This window comes from Brachybacterium sp., from assembly GCF_052095815.1.
In the GTDB taxonomy this organism is placed as follows: domain Bacteria; phylum Actinomycetota; class Actinomycetes; order Actinomycetales; family Dermabacteraceae; genus Brachybacterium.
The window spans coordinates 1-17115 of sequence record NZ_JBQDLF010000010.1 but is presented as its reverse complement, the minus strand read 5'-3'; the positions used below and the strand labels follow the sequence as shown (position 1 = coordinate 17115).

The 17115-nt window shown below is 68.7% G+C and carries 15 protein-coding genes; 13 read left to right on the top strand and 2 right to left on the bottom strand.

Annotated features, from left to right (window positions below):
- Positions 1-4: 4 nt before the first annotated feature.
- From der to ACTH43_RS06065, 9 genes are all read left to right on the top strand, one after another.
- Positions 5-2251, top strand: a complete 2247-nt coding sequence (gene der, locus ACTH43_RS06105) for a bifunctional cytidylate kinase/GTPase Der (RefSeq protein ID WP_441444036.1) — start codon at positions 5-7, stop codon at positions 2249-2251.
- A 55-nt stretch (positions 2252-2306) separates the two neighbouring features.
- Positions 2307-3113, top strand: a complete 807-nt coding sequence (locus ACTH43_RS06100) for an NINE protein (protein WP_441444035.1) — start codon at positions 2307-2309, stop codon at positions 3111-3113.
- 70 nt (positions 3114-3183) lie between these two features.
- Entirely contained in the window at positions 3184-3474 is a 291-nt protein-coding gene (locus ACTH43_RS06095) for a hypothetical protein (RefSeq protein WP_441444034.1), read from the top strand.
- Positions 3475-3562: 88 nt separating this feature from the next.
- Complete coding sequence (locus ACTH43_RS06090) at positions 3563-3979, top strand: NUDIX domain-containing protein (RefSeq protein WP_441444033.1); 417 nt, start codon at positions 3563-3565, stop codon at positions 3977-3979.
- The gene (locus tag ACTH43_RS06085; RefSeq protein ID WP_441444032.1) at positions 3976-4593 is read left to right on the top strand and encodes a hypothetical protein; all 618 of its coding nucleotides are present in this window, start codon (positions 3976-3978) and stop codon (positions 4591-4593) included. Before ACTH43_RS06090 ends, ACTH43_RS06085 begins: the two co-directional genes overlap by 4 nt.
- Before the next feature lie 103 nt (positions 4594-4696).
- Positions 4697-6091 carry an extracellular solute-binding protein gene (locus ACTH43_RS06080; protein WP_441444031.1) on the top strand — a complete coding sequence of 465 codons (1395 nt, stop codon included), beginning with the start codon at positions 4697-4699 and terminating at the stop codon, positions 6089-6091.
- Positions 6088-7050, top strand: a complete 963-nt coding sequence (locus ACTH43_RS06075; protein WP_441444030.1) for a carbohydrate ABC transporter permease — start codon at positions 6088-6090, stop codon at positions 7048-7050. Before ACTH43_RS06080 ends, ACTH43_RS06075 begins: the two co-directional genes overlap by 4 nt.
- On the top strand, positions 7047-7958 hold the full coding sequence (locus tag ACTH43_RS06070; RefSeq protein WP_441444029.1) for a carbohydrate ABC transporter permease: 912 nt from the start codon (positions 7047-7049) through the stop codon (positions 7956-7958). The genes ACTH43_RS06075 and ACTH43_RS06070 overlap by 4 nt, the downstream gene beginning before the upstream one ends.
- Before the next feature lie 128 nt (positions 7959-8086).
- Entirely contained in the window at positions 8087-9016 is a 930-nt protein-coding gene (locus tag ACTH43_RS06065) for an SDR family oxidoreductase (protein WP_441444028.1), read from the top strand.
- 15 nt (positions 9017-9031) lie between these two features.
- On the opposite strand, the gene ACTH43_RS06060 is transcribed toward ACTH43_RS06065, so the two are convergent.
- Positions 9032-9919, bottom strand: a complete 888-nt coding sequence (locus ACTH43_RS06060) for a formyltetrahydrofolate deformylase (protein WP_441444114.1) — start codon at positions 9917-9919, stop codon at positions 9032-9034.
- A 68-nt stretch (positions 9920-9987) separates the two neighbouring features.
- A complete protein-coding gene (locus ACTH43_RS06055) occupies positions 9988-12195 on the bottom strand; it encodes an MMPL family transporter (RefSeq protein WP_441444027.1) in 2208 nt (735 codons plus the stop codon).
- A 100-nt stretch (positions 12196-12295) separates the two neighbouring features.
- Here ACTH43_RS06055 and ACTH43_RS06050 point away from each other — a divergent pair, with 100 nt between their 5' ends.
- From ACTH43_RS06050 to ACTH43_RS06035, 4 genes are all read left to right on the top strand, one after another.
- Positions 12296-12889 carry a MarR family winged helix-turn-helix transcriptional regulator gene (locus tag ACTH43_RS06050; protein WP_441444026.1) on the top strand — a complete coding sequence of 198 codons (594 nt, stop codon included), beginning with the start codon at positions 12296-12298 and terminating at the stop codon, positions 12887-12889.
- Positions 12890-13114: 225 nt separating this feature from the next.
- Positions 13115-14374 carry an aspartate aminotransferase family protein gene (locus ACTH43_RS06045; protein ID WP_441444025.1) on the top strand — a complete coding sequence of 420 codons (1260 nt, stop codon included), beginning with the start codon at positions 13115-13117 and terminating at the stop codon, positions 14372-14374.
- A complete protein-coding gene (doeA, locus tag ACTH43_RS06040) occupies positions 14374-15582 on the top strand; it encodes an ectoine hydrolase (RefSeq protein WP_441444024.1) in 1209 nt (402 codons plus the stop codon). Before ACTH43_RS06045 ends, doeA begins: the two co-directional genes overlap by 1 nt.
- Before the next feature lie 14 nt (positions 15583-15596).
- Positions 15597-16973, top strand: coding sequence for an NAD-dependent succinate-semialdehyde dehydrogenase (locus ACTH43_RS06035; protein ID WP_441444023.1), 1377 nt, complete (start codon positions 15597-15599; stop codon positions 16971-16973).
- Positions 16974-17115: the final 142 nt, after the last annotated feature.

Here is a 17115-nt window from a genome sequence, read left to right as displayed (position 1 = left end):
CCGGATGCACACCAGCGCGCCGCACGACCCTTCCTCCCTCGCGAACACCGGCCCCGCCCGCGGCATCGCCATCGCGATCGACGGACCGGCCGGCTCCGGCAAGTCCACGGTCTCCCGCTATGTCGCCGATGCGCTCGAGGGCGGCATCCTCGACACCGGCGCGATGTACCGCGCCGTGGCCTGGGACTGCCTGGACCGCGACATCGACCTCACCGATCGTGAGGCTGTCGCCCAGGCCGCCGAGGAGCTCGAGCTCGAGCTCGGCACTGATCCCGAGGGCGCGACCGTCGTGGTGCGAGGCACCGACATCACCGCCGAGATCCGCAGCGAGCGGATCTCCCAGCGCGTCAGCGACGTCGCCACCAACACCCTGGTGCGCGCGATCCTCCAGCAGCGTCAGCGCGAGCTGCTCTACGCCACCGCCGACGAGCGCGGCTTCTGCGTCGCCGAGGGCCGCGACATCACCACCGTGGTCGCCCCCGACGCCCAGGTGCGCGTGCTGCTGATCGCCTCCGACGAAGAGCGGATGCGCCGCCGCGCCGCCGAGCTCGACCTCGAGGACAACGAGGACACCCGCGCCCGGATGGCCGATCAGGTGCTGCGCCGGGACCGGGACGACTCCACCGTCTCGGAGTTCCTCACCGCCGCCGAGGGGGTCGAGACCCTCGACACCACGGGCCTCGACATCGCAGACGTCGTCGAGCGGGTGCTGATGCTCGTCGCCGCGGCCGAGACCGCGCAGGAGGAGGCCGAGCACGGCAAGCCCGAGCCCGTCCGGCGTCGGACGACCACCTCGGAGGGCGCGTCGGCCGACGGTCCCACCGATGCGGACATCGAGAACGCGCTGCGCGCCGGCCTGTCCGACTACGAGCTCGATGACGAGGACCTGGCCCTGCTGACGGGGGACGAGTCCGAGGAACTGATGCCCGAGATCCAGCGGAACCTTCCGGTGGTGGCGGTGGTGGGCCGTCCCAACGTGGGCAAGTCCACCCTGGTCAACCGCATCCTCGGCCGCCGCGAGGCGATCGTCGAGGACCGCCCCGGGGTGACCCGCGACAGGGTCTTCTATGAGGCTGAGTGGGCGGGCAAGGACTTCTGGCTGGTCGACACCGGCGGCTGGGAGGACCGGGTCCAGGGCATCGCCTACAGGGTCGCCGAGCAGGCCGAGGTGGCCGTCTCCCTCGCCGACGTCGTGATGTTCATCGTCGATGCGAATGTCGGTGTGACCACCACCGATGAGCAGCTGCTCAAGGTGCTCCGCAAGGCCAAGGTGCCGCTGGTGCTGGTGGCCAACAAGGTCGATGACCAGCGCGGCGAGATCGAGGCCGCCGGGCTGTGGAACCTGGGCCTGGGGGAGCCGCATGCGGTCTCCGCCCTGCACGGGCGCGGATCCGGCGACCTGCTGGACGCCGTGCTCGCCGCGATGCCCGAGGAAGGCCGTGGGACGCCCGCCGACCGCGGTCCCCGCCGGGTGGCCCTGGTGGGTCGTCCGAACGTCGGCAAGTCCTCGCTGCTGAACCGGCTCGCCAAGGAGCAGCGCGTCGTGGTCGACGATGTCGCCGGCACCACTCGGGACCCGGTGGACGAGAAGATCACGCTCGGTGGCAAGGAGTGGACCTTCGTGGACACCGCCGGTATTCGGCGCCGGGTGCTCCAGTCCCAGGGCGCCGACTACTACGCCTCGCTGCGCACCCGCTCCGCCCTGGACCGGGCCGAGGTCGCGGTGGTGCTGCTGGAGGCCTCCGAACCGATCTCTGCTCAGGACTTGAAGATCATCGACATGGTCCTGGAGTCCGGGCGCGCCCTGGTGCTCGCCTTCAACAAGTGGGACCTGTTGGACGAGGAGCGTCACAAGACGCTGGAGCGGGAGATCGAGCGTGATCTCGCACACGTCTCCTGGGCTCCTCGGGTGAACATCTCCGCCGAGACGGGCCGCCACGCCGACCGCCTGGTGCCCGCGCTCGAAGCTGCGCTGGAGTCCTGGGACCGGCGCATCGCCACCGGCCGGCTCAACGCCTTCCTGGGCCAGCTGGTGGCCGCGCATCCCCACCCGGTGCGCAGCGGCAAGCAGTCCCGCATCCTGTTCGCGACGCAGGCACGAACCAGGCCGCCGCGCTTCGTCATCTTCGCCAGCGGCTTCCTCGAGCACGGCTATCGCCGCTTCATCGAGCGCCGTCTGCGCGAGGACTTCGAGTTCACGGGCTCACCGATCGTGATCGGCGTGCGGATCCGCGAGAAGCGCCGCCGCTGACAGCCGGGTCCAGCCGAGGTGCATCACCACGGCTGCACCACGTATCGTGTCCGCCATGAGCAATCCCGGTGACAACGGCTCCTGGAACACCCAGGGGAACGACTTCGATGCGCAGCAGGGTGGCCAGGATCCCTATGGCCAGCCGCAGCAGGATCCCTACGCGCAGCAGCCGCAGGACCCCTACGCGCAGCCGCAGCAGGATCCGTGGGCGCAGCCGCCTGCGGAGCCTGCAGCCCAGCAGGATTCCTTCGGTCAGCAGACGCCGGGCGCGCAGCAGTACGGACAGCAGGACCCCTACGGCCAGCCGGTCCCCTCCGCCTCGGATCCCTATGGCCAGCAGCCTGCCGCCGGGCAGGACCCGTACGCCCAGCAGCCTGCCGCCGGGCAGGATCCGTACGCCCAGCAGCCTGCTGCGGGGCAGGACCCGTTCGGCCAGCAGCCCGCTGCCGGGCAGGACCCGTACGCCCAGCCGTCTGCCGGCTCCGCCTCCGATCCGTACGGGCAGCCGCAGCAGAACTGGTCGCCGGCGGCGGGCTCCGGCCCCTCCGCCTCCGATCCCTACGCGCAGGGCGGCGCCGGCTACGGCCAGCCCAGCGCCGGCCAGGCTCCCGCCGCCGGTGGCGCAGCACCCCAGGGTGAGCCTCAGAGCCGCCTGGTGGTGGGCCTGCTCGGCATCTTCCTCGGCGGATTCGGGGTCCACCGCTTCCTGCTGGGGTACACCACGATCGGCATCATCCAGATCGCGGTCACCGTCTTCACCTGCGGCATCGGCGCCTGGTGGGGGCTCATCGAGGGCATCATGGTGCTCGCGAAGTCCCCGACCTTCGAGCGTGACGCCCACGGTCGCCCGCTGAAGGACTGAGCTGCTGGACCGAACCTGCTGAAGGACGGCCCGCCCGTCCCCACGCCTGAGCGACAAGGATCCGCGAGCTATGAGTTACCACCCCCAGGGCCCGTTGCCGGACCGCAGCAAGATCCAGTCCAGCGCGATCATCCTGATCATCGTCGGCTTCCTCTGCGGAGGCACGATTCCGGCGATCTTCGGGATCATCGCCCTGGTGCAGATGGACAGTGATCCGTACTCCGCTCAGAAGATGAACAAGGTCGGGTGGATCCTGTTCTGGGTGATGCTGGTGCTGATCATCCTGTTCTTCATCGTGTACGTGGTGTTCATGGTGCTCATCATGGGCGTGGCCACGCTGCCGATCCTGATGGGCGGCTGACGCCGCCAGTTTCCTGGGAGGAGCTGCCATCGCGACCCCGGACTTCGTCCTGTCCCTGCGCGAGCGGGTCGGGCACGAGCTGCTGTGGATGCCCGGCGTCACCGCCCTGGTGCTCGATCGTGAACGGACCTCGCTGCTCGCCGTGCGGCGCGCGGATGACGGCGCCTGGACCCCTGTCACCGGGATCATCGACCCCGGCGAGGAGCCGGCCCGCGCGGCGGTGCGCGAGGTCGCCGAGGAGGCGGGCATCCCCTCCACCGCGCGGCGACTGCTCGACGTGCGCACCCTGCCACCCATCACCTATGGCAATGGCGACCAGGCCCAGTACCTGGACCTGTGCTTCCTGTGCGAGGCCGACCGTGACTCCAGGCCGTACCCCGCTGATGGTGAGAACACCGAGGCGCGCTGGTTCCCCGTGGATGCCGCACCGCCGATGAACGCACGCTTCACCGAGCAGCTCCGATGGGCGCTCGAGGACCGTCCCGAAGCGCGGTTCCGCCGGTGAGGCGCCTCGACCCGCTGCCCGGCACCCGGGTGAGGATCTCGCTGACCGACCAACCCGGCGACACTGCCGTGGTGAGGGTCATCGCAGTGCCCCGGCGTGACATGACGCGAGGCGGCCAGCTCAGCGTTCCGTTGCAGCCCTTCGCCGAATCGATCCTGGTGGACGTCTCGGTCGGGGGGACGGCCCTCCTGCCCGGCACGTGGGTCCAGCACGAGGTGCTCGAACGCGGCACTCCGCTCGCCCCCACCCCGGTGACAGCCGCGGATCTGCGGCCGCCTGCCGTGATCAGCGGTTCCCCTGAGCAGGCGAGCCTGCACTGGGGAGAGACGGTCTGGCCGCTGGACCTCGGTGGCGTGGTGGCGATCCCCGCGGCCTCCCGGGCAGATCCCCACCCGCTGTCCCGCCTGCGTCGGCTCACGCTGATCGCCGCCGGGCGCCGTGAGGAGATCGGGTTGACCCTGTGGCGTGATCCCGCCTTCGAGGTCCCCTGGCAGGACGTGCGGCTGCTGCCGCGGGCCGCTTCCTGGTTCGAGCTCGCCCAGGTCCCACCCGGGATGCGCTACGCCGACGCCGAACACGCTCAGGGCGTCGGCCGGGCTCGGCCCCGCGCCTGAGCCGCTCGTCCCGCCCGGACGACGGCGCGCCGAGCGGGGTCTTTGCGAGACGTACGTCACAGGCTAGTGTCGAACGTCCGTAGCCCTCGACGAGGAGGCATCCGTGGCCCCCGACCCCCCGCACCGGCTCGTGCCGGACCGTCGCAGCTTCTTGCGCTTCACCGCGGGAGCGGCCGCGCTGCTCCCGCTGACCGCCCTCGCCGGATGCACCGGCGGCGGTCGCGACCCGCAAGTCCTCCGCATCGCCTTCCAGCAGTTCGGCTCCGGCACCATCAAGCAGGAGTGGATCACTACCGCCGCTGAGGAGTTCTCCGCCGAAAATCCCGAGCTGACGGTCGAACTGGTCCCGATCGTCGCCTCCGAGAACGACTACTTCACCAAGAACGAGCTCCTCATGAGCTCCCCCCGCACCAGCCCCGACCTGGTGTACGAGGACTCCTTCATCCTGCTCTCCGACGTGGGAGCGGGGTACCTGCAGCCGATCACCGACCTGGTTGAGACATTCGCGCACTGGGACGACATCGCCGAGGCCTCGAAGGAGGCCGTCACCGGGGAGGACGCCAGGATCTACGGCGTCCCGATCACCACCGATACCCGGGCCATCTGGTTCCACAAGGAGGTGTTCGCCGAGGCCGGGCTCCCGGAGGACTGGCAGCCGGGCAGCTGGGAGGACATCCTCGAGGCCGCCCGCACCATCCGTGACTCCGGGAGCGAGGCGACGCCCTTCTTCATGTTCGCCGGCACCCCGCAGGGCGAGAAGGCCTCGATGCAGGGCTTCGAGATGCTGCTGTACGGCACCGCCGAGGAGGGCTGGCTCTACGACAAGGAGAGCGAGAAGTGGATCATCGGCTCGTCGGGGTTCATCGACTCGCTCGCCTTCCTCAAGACGCTCTTCGAGGAGGAGCTGACACTCCCGCTCGGCCAGCACCTGGACCCCAACATCTCCGAGTCGATCTACACCAGCCTGCTGCCCGAGAAGAAGCTCGGCATGCTCATCGACGGCTCCTGGATCTCCCAGAACTGGACGGAGACCGCTCCGCGTCCCTGGCCCGAATGGCCCGACGTGGTGGGCCTGGCGGACATGCCCACCCAGGACGGCGGCGGTGCAGGCACCGTGACCCTGGCCGGCGGCTGGGGGCTGTCGATCCCGCAGCACGTCACCGACCGTGACATCGCCTTCCGCTTCCTCGAGAAGCTCGTGTCCACCGAGACCCTGATCAACTACGCCATCGCCGACAACCACATCACCGTGCGCGAGGACGTCGCCGCCGACGAGCGCTACCTCAGCTACTCCCCGGCCGTGGAGTACTTCACCGACCTGCTGGAGACCGCCTACTACCGGCCCGCACTGCCTGCCTACCCGGAGGTCTCCTCCGCCATCCAGGAGGCGATGGAGGCCGTGATGACGGGCAGCACCCCCGAGGCCGCTGCCGCGGCGTACGACGCCACCGTCACCGACATCGTCGGCGAGGACAACGTGCAGGAGGCCACCGCATGACCACCGATGCCCGCGCCGCCGAGCGGACCCCGAGGCCGAGCGACGGGTCCCCGACCCCGCCCCCACACCGCAGGTCGAGCCGGCTCGGCAACCGCCTGACCCCCGCCCGTGCAGTGCCCATGGTCCCGGCCTTCCTGCTGCTGATCGGCTTCATGCTGGGGCCGATCGTGTACTCGATCTACCTCGCCTTCACCGACAGCGCGATCCGCGGGGAGGGCGCGGAGGAGACCAGCTTCGTCGGCCTCCAGAACTTCACCGATGCATTCACCGACGGCGACTTCTGGAACTCCGTGGTGCTGACGCTGATCTTCACGGTGGTCTCTGCGATCATCGGACAGAACGTGCTCGGCATGCTGCTGGCGCTGCTCATGGAGAGATCCCACCGGATCGTCACCTTCGTGGTGACCGCAGTCGTGGTCGCCGCCTGGATCCTCCCGGAGGTCGTGGCCGGCTACCTGCTCTACACCTTCTTCGCGCCCGACGGCTCCCTGAACGTGATCATCTCGGCCATCGGTCTGCCGCCGCAGGACCTGCTGTTCAGCGCTCCGATCATCGCGGTGTCCTTCGCGAACATCTGGCGCGGCACCGCTTTCTCGATGCTGGTGTACTCCGCGGCGCTGAGCGCTGTCCCCGCCGACGTCTACGAGTCGGCCTCGCTGGACGGCGCCGGCCCGGTGCGCCGCTTCCGGTCCGTGACGCTGCCGCTGATGCGACCGGGGATCGCCACCAACCTGATGCTGACCACGCTGCAGACCCTGTCGGTGTTCGGTCTGATATTCATCATGACCGGCGGCGGCCCAGCCCGGCAGAGCCAGACCCTGCCGCTGTACATGTACGAGCAGGCGTTCTCCTACGGGCAGCTCGGCTACGGCACCGCCGTGGCCCTCCTGCTGCTGCTGATCGGGGCTCTGGCCTCACTCGCGTACCTGCGTCTGCTGCCCGAGGAGGATAAGCGATGACCACGACCGACGACACCGCCACCCGTGAGTCTGCCCCCGCCTCACGGAGCGGGACCGGCTTACGCCCCCGCCGCTCCGGCACCGGGTCGAGGGAGCGCAGCAGCACGATCGCCAGCACCGTCGTGATGATCGTGATCGGAGCGGCCTTCCTGGTGCCCCTGCTGTGGGTGGTGCTGGCCTCCTTCAACACCGAGGCAACCCTGTCGGTCTCCTGGCCGGAGAGCTGGTCGCTGGGCAACTTCGCGGCGATCTGGAACACGGAGACCACGTTCCGCCCGCTGGCGAACTCGCTGATGCTGTGCGGCGGGGCGACCATCGTGACGATGGTCGCGGCGGTGCTGTGCGCCTACCCGATGTCGAGGTTCCGCTTCCGCGCCAAGCGGCCCCTGCTGCTGACGATCATCTTCTCGACCGGGCTGCCGATCACGGCGATCATGATCCCGGTCTACTCGCTGTTCGTGCAGGTGAACCTGATCGACTCGATGGGCGGGGCGATCCTGTTCCTCGGTGCCAGCTCCCTGCCGTACGCCATCTTCCTGACCAAGGGGTTCATGGACGGCGTGCCGATCGAGATCGAGGAGTCCGCCTGGACCGAGGGCGCGGGCGTCTATCGGGCGCTGTGGTCGGTGGTGCTGCCGCTGATGCGCTCCGGGTTGTCGGTCGCCACGATCTTCACCTTCGTGATGATGTGGGGCAACTTCTTCGTGCCGTTCATGCTGCTGCTGAGCCCCGAGAACCTTCCCGCCGCGGTCACCCTGTACACCTTCTCCTCGCAGTACGGCCAGGTCGCCTACGGCCAGCTGGCCGCGTTCTCGATCTTCTACTCGCTGCCGGTGGTGGTGTTGTACCTGTTCCTCGGTCGCAGCCTGGGCCAGGGCTTCGCCGCCGCGGGCGGGGTCAAGGGCTGAGCATCCCGCCGGAACCGGACGTACCAGCAGCAGGACCCACAGACGACGCGCCCGACCGGTCGTTCGGTGCGGTCCCTGCCGTCGCGCACTAGCGTGAGCACACAGCCGTCACCGACGAAGGAGCACCGATGACCGAGCACACCGATCCCTTGCCCTCCGAGATCGCGGAACGAGCCCGCGCCCTGTCCACCCGCGACGGAGAGCCCTCATTCCCCGCCCAGGATCAGCAGCCGCCCGGGCTCACTGCCCCCATGCAGCCGATCCCCGATCACGGCGAGAGCAGCTACGTGGGCCACGGCCGCCTGCAGGGCCTGTCCGCACTGATCACCGGAGGGGACTCCGGGATCGGGCGTGCGGTCGCGAGCGCCTACGCGCGCGAAGGCGCTGATGTGGCGATCTCGTACCTGCCCGAGGAGCAGGAGGACGCCGAGCAGACCCGGCACTGGATCGAAGAAGCGGGCCGGCGCGCACTGCTGCTGCCCGGAGACATCCGCGATGAGCAGCTGGCCCGGTCGCTCGTGACCCGCACCGTCGAGGAGCACGGCCGTCTCGACATTCTGGTGAACAATGCGGCGTTCCAATGGGGCCGCGCGGAGCCCAAGGGGCTCGAGGGCATGACGTCCGAGCGACTGCACCGCACCCTCACCACGAACCTGGAAGCTCTTTTCTGGATCACCCAGGAGGCGGCCCCTCATCTCGGCGATGGGGCGAGCATCATCAACTGCTCCTCGATCCAGAGCTACGACCCCTCAGTCCCGCTGATGGACTACGCCGCGACGAAGGCGGCGATCAACAACGTGACGGTCAACCTGGCTGCTGACCTCGGCCCGCGCGGGATCAGGGTCAACGCGGTCGCGCCGGGACCGATCTGGACCCCGCTCAACGTCGCGACCCGCGTGTCCGACGACTACGTCGAGTTCGGGGCGAACACTCCGCTGGGTCGAGCCGGGCAGCCGTCCGAGGTGGCCGGAGCATTCGTGTTCCTAGCCAGCCCCTCGGAGGCGAGCTACGTCTCCGGCACCGTACTCGGGGTGACCGGAGGCAGGCCCGTCTTCTGAGGCGGGAGGGCCGCCTCAGCGGAAGATGATCGTGCGGGGTCCATCCAGCAGCACGCGAGACTGTGCGAACCAGGTGACGGCCTGGCGGAGCGTCCGTACCTCGGCGTCCTGCCCGATCGCCATCAGCTCCTGCGGGGAGCGGGTGTGGTCGACCCGGATCACGTCCTGCTCGATGATCGGCCCCTCGTCGAGGTCGCTGGTGACGAAGTGCGCGGTCGCGCCGATCTGCTTCACCCCGCGCGCATAGGCCTGGCGGTAGGGGTTCGCGCCCTTGAAGCCGGGCAGGAACGAGTGGTGGATGTTGATGCAGCGCCCGGCGAGCTCAGCACACAGCTCAGGGGAGAGGATCTGCATATAGCGTGCCAGCACCACCAGCTCGATGTCGTGCTCGATGATCGCCTCGCGCACCCGGTCCTCGAAGGCCGCCTTCGCGCCGGCGCCCTTGGTGGGCAGGTGCTCGAAGGGCACCCCGTAGAAGCTGGCTAGCGGCTCGAGGGTGGGATGGTTGGCGAGGATCAGGGGGATCGTGATCGGCAGATTCCCGGAGTCGACCTGGAAGAGCAGATCGTTCACGCAGTGCTTCGCGGTGGAGCCGAGCACCAGCGTGCGCAGAGGGCGGCCCACCACATCGATGCGATGCTCGAGCTCGAAGCGCGCCACCGCCGGAGACAGCGCGGCCTCGAGCTGCTCGAGCGTGGCCGCAGTGACCACCTGGAGCCGCAGGTAGAACCGGTGGGTGGTGCCGCTCTCGAACTGACGGCTCTCGGTGATGTTCCCGCCGATCTCCACGATCGCGCCGGTCACGGCATGGACGATGCCGGGAGCGTCCGCACACACCACGGTGAGGACGAACTCGTTCAGCGCCGTGGAGGCTTCGGTCGGGGGCTGGGAGGAGGGGGTCATGCTCATGCGGCCAGTCTAGGAAGCCGCGCAGGTTCTGAGGCCGCGGGCCCCAGAACCTGCGGGCTACGTCACGCCCGGCCCGACCTCCACAGCTTCGAGGGCCACCAGATGATCTTGCCCAGGTCCAGGGCGAGAGCGGGGACCAGCAGGGTGCGCACCACGAAGGTGTCCAGCAGCACGCCGAAGGCGACGATGAACGCCAGCTGGGCGAGGAACAGGATCGGGATCACTCCGAGCGCCGCGAAGGTCGCGGCGAGCACCATGCCCGCCGAGGTGATCACCCCACCGGTGACGGCGAGGCCGCGCACCACGCCCTCGCGGGTCCCGTGCTTCAGCGACTCCTCCCGGACCCGGGTCATCAAGAAGATGTTGTAGTCGATGCCGAGAGCGACCAGGAAGACGAACCCGTACAGGGGGACCGCCGGATCGGCGCCGGGGAAGTCGAACAGGTTGTTGAACACCAACGCGGCCACGCCCATCGCCGTGCCGAAGGACAGCACCGTGGTGGCGATCAGGAGGATCGGAGCGAGGATCGAGCGGAGCAGGAGCATCAGGATCAGCAGGATCACGACGAGAACTATCGGGATGATCAGCGCGCGGTCATGAGCCGATGCGTCATTGGTGTCGATCGAGATGGCGGTGGGTCCGCCGACCAGCGCCGAGATGTCCTGCGCGGCGAACTCGGTGCGGAGCTCGCGCACCGTGTCCTCGGCTGCCGCGGAGTCCGGTGCGTCGGAGAGGGTCGCCTGGAGAAGGATGTCGCCGTCGATGACGGTGGGCTCCGGAGCTGGCGTTCCGGGCGGGCCCAAGGGCTGGACGCCTTCTTCGGTGACGGGAGCGGAGCCGCTGGGGGAGTCCTCGGCGGTGACCGTCACGGAATCCACACCGTCGGCAGCCAGCAGGATGTCGGTGACGTCCTGGAGGGCGGAGTCGTCGACGAGGATCTGGGCGGGGGTTCCTGAGCCTCCGGGGAAGTGCTCGCCCAGAGCGATCTGACCCTCGCGGGCGGAGGATTCTGCCAGCACCAGGTCGGATTGCGGAACGCCGTCAGCTCGCAGCTGGGTCACCCCGAGGCAGCCGACCGCGAGGACCACAGCGGTGATGATCCAGATGCGCCGGGGGCGGCGCCGGACGGCGAGCGCGATGCGTCCCCAGATGCCATGGTCGGCCGGGTCGGCCCCGGCGGCGGGGGCGTCGGGCTCGTAGCGGGGGCGGCGCGGCCAGAACGCCACTCGGCCCATGCCGTACAGCGCCGCCGGAAGGAAGGTCAGTGCCGCGGCCATGGCGAAGAGGATTCCGATGGCCGCCACCGGGCCGAGCGTGCTGTTCGACTTCAGATCCGACAGCAGCAGGCAGAGGAGGCCGGCGATCACGGTGCCGCCCGAGGCGAGCACCGGTTCGATGGTGCCGCGCAGAGCCTTCATCGTCGCGGCCCCGCGGAGCCGGGTGTGGCGGAGCTCGTCGCGATATCGGGCCACGTACAGCAGGGAGTAGTCAGTGGCGGCGCCGATCACGAGGATGAAGAGGATCCCCTGGGTCTGCCCGGACAGGAGCAGGATATCCGCGGCAGCGAGATACCAGATGGTGAGCAGAGCGGCGCACAGTGCGAAGACGCTCGTGGCGAGGACGACCACGGGAAGTATCACCGAGCGATAGACGACGATGAGGATCGCGAACACCGCTGCGAGCGCCACGGCCAGCAGCAGCCCGTCGATACCCGCGAAGGCGGCGCCGAGATCGGCGGAGAATCCCGCTGGGCCGGTCACGTACGGGGTGAGGCCTTCGGGCAGATCAGCTGCCAGCGTGTTATCGATCTCAGCGGTCAGCTCTGCCATATCCGCGTCCGGGTCGAGCGGGATGAACAGCTGTGCGGCGAGGCCGTCGTCGGCAATGATCACCGGTGAGATCTCGCCGGTGATCTCGTCCAGCTGCGCGAGATCGGCGCTTGTCTCATCGAGCTCGGCAGCCATCTGGTCGTCGATCTCATCGCTCGAGGTGATGACCACGATCGCGGGCAGCGAATCCGATCCGAGGAAGTTCGAGGAGAGGAGGGAGACCTGTGTGGCGTCGGCGGTCTCGGGGAGATAAGCGGTGCGGTCATTGGACGAGACCTCCTCGACTCGGCCGAAGTACGGCCCGCCCACAGCTGCCGCCGCTAGCCACGCGATGATCAGAAGCGCGGGTATCAGAACGCGCAGGGCTCGGGGGATCCCTCGCGTGCTGCGACGGTGTGTCGGCTTTGCGGAGCCGTCCGTCGAATCGTTGATGGAGGCCATGTTCGTCCCTTCGAAATTGCGTGACCGGGATAGTGTCTCACAGATCAGTAGTTAGATAAGATACCTACTTCGTCACCTTCTGCGGAGTAGGCTCGTCGGCATGAACACGTCAGGAGAGCAGGCGGCGCAGCAGGGGATCGAGCCCGCCACGCCGTCATTGTTCTCGATGGCCGCAAGCGATCCGCACGAGGAGCTGATCGAATACAGCGGCCTGGCTGCGCAGGATGTTCAGGAGATAGACGCCCTGATGGAGGCGCTCTCGCGGCTCCGCGCCGCGGAGAAGGCCCTGTCTGAAGCTTCCCTGAGGTACATGGAGCTCAGCGAGACCGATATGCGAGCCCTGCACTTCGTCATCGTGAGCGAGAACATGGGCTCAGAGGCTACCCCCGGGGCTATCGCGCGGACGCTGGGAATCTCGAGCGCATCCACCACGAAGCTCTTGGACCGTCTCGAGAACGCCGGGCACATCCGGCGGGTGCGCCACCCCACTGACCGTCGCGCGCTGGTCGTGCACGTCGACCCCTCGACCCGCGCGACAGCGATGCGAACGATCGGCGCTCAGCAAGCACGTCGCGTCAACGCAGCGAAGAAGCTCGGCTCCGCCGAACGTCGTCTTGTCATCCGCTTCCTCGAGGACATGGCCGCTGACCTCTCCCTGGAGGGTGTCGACTGGGGAGAGGCTCGCGGCAGCTGAAGGGCCTGACTGCCCCCGGGAGCGGGACTGCCCACTCGAGACCTGCCCGCAGGCGCACCGGTGCAGAGAGGTCACGACAGGCCTCTCGAGCTGGGCCGCTTGACGGGACCGCCCCGGGTGAGTGATGGTCGGCACACCGGCACCCACTTGTCAGACGGGGCGAACTTCGCTATGCGGCCGGGCGTGACGAGCGAGGTTGCCCCGCATCGCGACGGGAGGTCCCTCATGGACACCACCATCTTCGAGCAGCATGAGTCCGAGATCCGCGGGTACTGCCGCGCGTATCCGACGGTGTTCGCCTCCGCCTCCAACGCCCGCCAGGTCGATGAGGACGGCACCAGCTACATCGACTTCTTCGCCGGGGCCGGAGTCCTGAACTTCGGGCACAACAACCCGAGGATGAAGGAGGCGATGATCGAGTTCCTCCAGGCGGACGGCGTGGCGCACAGCCTGGACACCTACACGACCACCAAGCGTGACTTCATCGCCCGTTTCCATGAGGTGGTCCTGGCGCCGCGGGGGATGGACCATCGGATGCAGTTCATGGGGCCCACGGGGTCCAATGCGGTGGAGGCGGCGCTCAAACTGGCTCGCCTCACCACCGGTCGGCGCGAGATCGTCGCCTTCAGCCACGGCTTCCACGGCATGACCCTCGGCTCGCTCGCCGCGACCGCGAATGAGGCATTCCGACAGTGGGCAGGGGTTCCGCTCACCGACGTCGTGCGCCTGCAGTTCGAGACCGCGCCCGGTGGCCGCACCGGCGTCTCCGACTACGCCGCCGCGCTGCGGGACCCTTCCAGCGGCCTGACCCCTCCTGCGGCATTCCTCGTCGAGCCGGTCCAGGCCGAGGGCGGCGTCAACATCGCCAGCAGGGAATGGCTGCACGAGATCCAGGACCTCGCCCGCGAGGTCGGAGCGCTGTTCATCATCGACGACATCCAGGCCGGCGTGGGCCGCACCGGAGGCTACTTCTCCTTCGACGGAATGGACCTGGACCCGGACATCATCACGCTCGCCAAAGGGCTCGGCGGCTTCGGCACCCCGATCGCGATGAACCTCAACAAGCCCGCCGTCGACGACAACTGGTCACCCGGTGCCCACACCGGCACCTTCCGAGGACAGGGGCTCTCCTTCGTCGCGGGGACCGTCGCGCTGGACTACTTCACCGACGAGTCGTTCCTCGCCGACGTGCTCGCCAAGGGCGAACAGATGCGCGAGGCGCTCGAGGCGATCGCCGCGGCCCATCCCGACAAGGAGTGGGAGGTGCGCGGCAAGGGCATGATGCAGGCCCTGGACACCGGGGACGGAGCCTTCGCCAAGCAGGTCCAGACGGAATGCTTCGAGCGCGGCCTGCTGATCGGCCCCTGCGGCAGCGGAGGACGGGTGATCAAGCTGATCCCGCCGCTGACCATCCCCGCAGCCGATCTGACCGAGGGACTGGACCTGCTGGCACAGGCCATCGACGCCGCGACGAAGGCTCGCTGATGCGCCGCCGGTCCGATATGACTTTCGCGCCCGAGGAATACGAACGCCGACTGGGGGAGCTGAGGCGGCGGATGACGGAGCGGGAGCTGGACGCGGTGATCATCACCGACCCCGAGAACCTCATGTACCTCACCGACTATCAGACCACCGGCTACTCCTACTTCCAGGCCCTGATCGTCCCGCTGAGCGCGGACTCGGTGATGATCACCCGCGCGCTCGAGGAGTCCAACGTGATCGCCCGGACCTGGGTGGAGCATTCCCGGCCCTATCCCGACGACGGCGACGCGATCCTCGAACTCGTCAGCACCCTGCGCGACCTGCGCCTGGGGGACTCCCGGGTGGGCTACGAGCGCAACAGCTACTACTTCCCCGCTTACCAGCAGGACCGCTTCCACGACGCCTTCGGAGAGGGGCTGGTGGATTGCTTCGGCATCGTCGAGGAGGGACGGGTCCGCAAGTCGCAGGCCGAGATCGACGTGATGCAGCTCGCCGCCTATGCCGGGGAGGCGGGGATGGCCGCCGGGCTGGGGGCGGCGATGGCCGGAGCCACTGAGAACGATGTGGCCGCCGCGATCACCTCGGCGATGTTCCGGGCAGGCGGTGAGTTCCCGGCGGTGATGCCGTATGTCGCGTCCGGACCCCGTTCGATGATCGGCCACTCCACCTGGGAGGGCCGCATGATCCGTCCCGGCGAGCACGTTTTCCTCGAGGTCGGCGGGTGCTACCGCCGCTACCACACGGCGATGATGCGCACCGTGGTCAACGGGGCGCTCTCGGACTCGATGCACTCCGCGCAGGAGCTGATGAAGCAGACCCTGGCGGAGCTGCGGGCACTGATGAAGCCGGGGGTGACCGTCTCCGAGATCGCGGTGCTCACCCGCTCCCGCATCGAGAGCAACGACGTGGGCGCCCAGCTCGTCACCCGCGCCGGCTACTCCATCGGGATCGCCTTCCCGCCATCCTGGGACGAGGGATACATCGTCTCCCTGCTGGAGGGCGATGAGCGGCAGCTCGAGGAGGGAATGACCTTCCATCTGCTGCCGTGGATGTGGGGAGTGGACGGGAACAAGACCGTCGGCATCTCGGACACCGTCCACATCACGGAGGACGGCTGCGAGTCGTTCTTCACCCTGCCCGAGGACTTCACCGTCCACGAGAGCTCGGCCCGGTCGTTCCCGACCGGTGCTGTCCTCGCCCCCCGCTTCTGAGAGGAGCAGCACCCATGACCATGCTGACCGCCATCGATCCCACCACCGGTTCCGTGGTGCGCGAGGTGCCCGCTGCGACGCCTGCCGAGATCACCGCGATCATCGACCGCTCCCAGACCGCCTACACCTCCTGGAAGGACACCACCCTCGCCGAACGCGCCGAGGTGCTGCGGAGAGTCGCCACCTACCTGCGCGAGCACACCGACGAGCTCGCCCCGCTGATGACCGAGGAGATGGGCAAGCCGATCGGCGAGGCCAGGGGAGAGGTCGCGAAATCGGCGTGGGCCGCCGAGCACTACGCCGAGTTCGGCCCGGAGTACCTGGCCGAAGAGCACCTGGAGTCCGACGCGACCTCCTCCTACGTGCAGTACCTGCCGCTCGGCCCAGTGCTCGGGATCCTGCCCTGGAACGCCCCGTTCTGGGTGGCCTTCCGCTTCTGCGCCCCGGCGCTGATGGCCGGGAACACCGCCATCATGAAGCACGATCCGCATGTGCCGGGCTGTGCCGCTGCGCTCGAGGAGGTGTTCCGTGCCGCCGGCGCCCCCGACGGGGTCTTCCAGACCCTGCTGGCCACCACCGAGGACGTCGAGCAGGCGATCCGTGATCCCCGCGTCCAGGCGGTCTCCTTCACCGGCTCGGACCGGGCCGGGGCGAAGGTCGCGTCGATCGCCGCGAGCGAGATCAAGCCCGCAGTACTCGAGCTCGGCGGTTCCGATCCCTGCATCGTGCTGGCCGATGCGGACCTCGCCAAGGCGGCAGAGGTCTCAGCCCTCTCGCGGATCATCAACGCCGGCCAGTCCTGCATCGCCGCGAAGCGGGTGATCGTGGAACGCTCCGTGCACGACGAGTTCGTCGAGCTGCTCACCGCCCAGCTGCGGGACCTGGTGGTCGGTGATCCCCGGGACGAGGCGACGAAGGTGGGACCCATCGCCCGGGAGGAGCTGCGAGAGAACCTCCACCGGCAGGTCACCGAGAGCGTCGCGGCCGGCGCAATCCTCGTGCTCGGCGGAGAGATGCCCGAGGGGGAGGGCTTCTTCTACCCGGTGACTCTGCTGACCGGTGTTGCGCCGGGGATGGCGGCCTGCACCGAGGAGACCTTCGGGCCGATCGCTGTGGTGATGGCGGCGGAGGACGCGGAGCACGCCCTCACTCTGGCCAACGACACCCCCTACGGTCTCGGCGCCGCGATCTGGACCGAGACCGAGCGCGGGGTCGCGATGGCACGCCGCATCGACGCCGGTCAGGTCTCGGTCAACGGGATCGTGAAATCTGATCCGCGGCTGCCCTCCGGCGGGATCAAGCGCTCCGGCTACGGCCGTGAGCTGGGCCCGCACGGCATCCGCGAGTTCACCAATGCCCAGCAGGTCTGGGTGGGGCCCGTGAAGGGTTGACGAGCCCGTGCCTGGAGGGGCTGGGCACGCGGAGAGGTGCAGAACGCAGAACACCCTCCCACCAGCAGGTGGGAGGGTGTTCCATCTCGGTCGGGCTGACAGGATTTGAACCTGCGACCCCTTGACCCCCAGGTAGACGGTT

Bases quoted from the DNA above. Each gene is read 5' to 3' on its own strand.
- ACTH43_RS06065 (WP_441444028.1), top strand. From the start codon at position 8,087: ATGACCGAGCACACCGATCCCTTGCCCTCCGAGATCGCGGAACGAGCC.
- doeA (WP_441444024.1), top strand. From the start codon at position 14,374: ATGCGCCGCCGGTCCGATATGACTTTCGCGCCCGAGGAATACGAACGC.
- ACTH43_RS06075 (WP_441444030.1), top strand. From the start codon at position 6,088: ATGACCACCGATGCCCGCGCCGCCGAGCGGACCCCGAGGCCGAGCGAC.
- der (WP_441444036.1), top strand. From the start codon at position 5: ATGCACACCAGCGCGCCGCACGACCCTTCCTCCCTCGCGAACACCGGC.
- ACTH43_RS06045 (WP_441444025.1), top strand. From the start codon at position 13,115: ATGGACACCACCATCTTCGAGCAGCATGAGTCCGAGATCCGCGGGTAC.
- ACTH43_RS06035 (WP_441444023.1), top strand. From the start codon at position 15,597: ATGACCATGCTGACCGCCATCGATCCCACCACCGGTTCCGTGGTGCGC.
- ACTH43_RS06090 (WP_441444033.1), top strand. From the start codon at position 3,563: ATGCCCGGCGTCACCGCCCTGGTGCTCGATCGTGAACGGACCTCGCTG.
- ACTH43_RS06100 (WP_441444035.1), top strand. From the start codon at position 2,307: ATGAGCAATCCCGGTGACAACGGCTCCTGGAACACCCAGGGGAACGAC.
- ACTH43_RS06050 (WP_441444026.1), top strand. From the start codon at position 12,296: ATGAACACGTCAGGAGAGCAGGCGGCGCAGCAGGGGATCGAGCCCGCC.
- ACTH43_RS06070 (WP_441444029.1), top strand. From the start codon at position 7,047: ATGACCACGACCGACGACACCGCCACCCGTGAGTCTGCCCCCGCCTCA.
- ACTH43_RS06060 (WP_441444114.1), bottom strand. From the start codon at position 9,919: ATGACCCCCTCCTCCCAGCCCCCGACCGAAGCCTCCACGGCGCTGAAC.
- ACTH43_RS06055 (WP_441444027.1), bottom strand. From the start codon at position 12,195: ATGGCCTCCATCAACGATTCGACGGACGGCTCCGCAAAGCCGACACAC.
- ACTH43_RS06095 (WP_441444034.1), top strand. From the start codon at position 3,184: ATGAGTTACCACCCCCAGGGCCCGTTGCCGGACCGCAGCAAGATCCAG.